We start from the raw sequence: 1,662 nt of genomic DNA, 5'->3' as shown, positions 1-1,662 counted from the left end.
GGATCTTCCCCCTGTGCCTATCCACTTGTTACCGCCCTCGTGTCTTTTTTTCTGGGTTTTCATAAGTTCTTTTAGACGTTCTAAAAGCTTATCGATGCCGCCAATCGATTTAATCATGGCCTTATCTTCTTCAGTAAACTGGGCATCAAAGCTTTTCTTGAGCCACTCTTCTGGAATTTTCATAAACTCTTCCATCTCTATGGATTCTATGCCCTCAAAAAAGTAGCCAAATAGGATATCAAACCGGTCTAAGTGGTGCTCATGCTTGATGAGTGACGTACGGCTTAGATAGTAGAAATCTTCAACGCTGTACTGCACAACGTCTTTATCTAGAGCCTCTAAAAATGTTAGGTACTCGCGGATCGTTACCGGAATCCCGTCATTTTTTAGTAATAAAAAGAAGTCCAAAAACATGGTTCACCTTTTGGAAAAACTAGTTACGCCTAAATCTCATTCTAATGCGGTTAAGTAGATTGTAATCCTGCTCGTTTTTTAATAGAGCTCCAGCATACGGAGGAAGTTTTTCAGAGAGATCGAGTTCTCCAAGCTCAGACTCCGTAACCTTTCCAACCATTAGGAGTTTAATCCAATCAATTAGCTCACTGGTTGAGGGTTTTTTCTTAAGTCCGTCTACTTCCCTTAGATCATAGAAAATATTCATCGCGTTGTTTATTAACTTTGAGTCAAGTTTAGGAAAATGCACCTTTACAATTGATCTAAGTGTTTCTCTTTCGGGGAAGCTTATGTAGTGGAAGAAGCATCTTCTTAAAAATGCATCTGGAAGTTCTTTTTCGTTATTTGACGTGATTATTATTATCGGACGTTGCTTAGCTTTAATTGTTTTTTGAAGCTCGTAGCAGTAAAACTCCATCTTATCTAGCTCGAGCAAAAGGTCGTTTGGAAATTCAATATCGGCTTTGTCTATTTCATCTATGAGAAGAACAACTTGCTTTTTGGACTCAAATGCATCCCACAATTTTCCTTTCTCTATATAGTTTGAAATGTCGCTCACCCTATCATCCCCAAGCTGAGAGTCTCTTAGTCTAGAGACTGCGTCGTACTCGTAAAGCCCTTGCTGAGCAGTGGTTGAGGATTTTACGTGCCATGTGATGATATCTTTTTTAAGAGCCTGTGCCACTTCAAACGCAAGCATCGTTTTACCTGTTCCCGGCTCACCTTTGATAAGTAGCGGGCGCTCAAGCGTGATTGAAGCGTTTACCGCCAAATTTAAATCCCTTGTGGATATATAGTTGTCCGTGCCTTTAAATTTCATAACTTATTCCTCATTGATATCTGAATTAGAGATTAGAATACCTGCTCAGGCTTATTTACTTAAATCTTATCCGATGGGTTTTCGTCATCTGGATGATAAGGTGGTATTGAGACTACAAATAGTCTGTTGTGCTCTGAGGCCATTAGGATTTTATGATGGATACCTTTTTTAACAATTAGTGTTTCATTAAGGGTAAGGTGCTCAGTCCATATTCTCTCATTCTCAGGATCATAGAACTCAAACTTAATATCGCCATCTAGAACGAAAAATATCTCATCAAAGCTGTTATGATAATGTGCATTCATCTGCTCTAGATCAACAGCAATAGCAACTCCGGCTTTATCATATTCCTCCCCGCTAATTATCTCTCTCATTTCTTTTGCGTATGG

Annotated in this window: 3 protein-coding genes; all 3 read right to left on the bottom strand. The window is 39.2% G+C overall.

Annotation, left to right across the window (positions count from 1 at the left end):
- Nucleotides 1-408, bottom strand: a 408-nt coding sequence (locus AAF462_11890) for a VWA domain-containing protein (GenBank protein ID MEM7009823.1), incomplete at its 3' end; no start/stop codon positions are given.
- A 25-nt stretch (nucleotides 409-433) separates the two neighbouring features.
- Nucleotides 434-1,273, bottom strand: coding sequence for a MoxR family ATPase (locus AAF462_11885; GenBank protein ID MEM7009822.1), 840 nt, complete (start codon nucleotides 1,271-1,273; stop codon nucleotides 434-436).
- Between the two features lie 59 nt (nucleotides 1,274-1,332).
- Nucleotides 1,333-1,662, bottom strand: a 330-nt coding sequence (locus AAF462_11880; GenBank protein MEM7009821.1) for a hypothetical protein, incomplete at its 5' end; no start/stop codon positions are given.

Source organism: Thermodesulfobacteriota bacterium, assembly GCA_039028315.1.
GTDB lineage: Bacteria > Desulfobacterota_D > UBA1144 > Nemesobacterales > UBA2774 > CR02bin9.
This window is presented reverse-complemented; position numbering and strand designations above follow the sequence as displayed.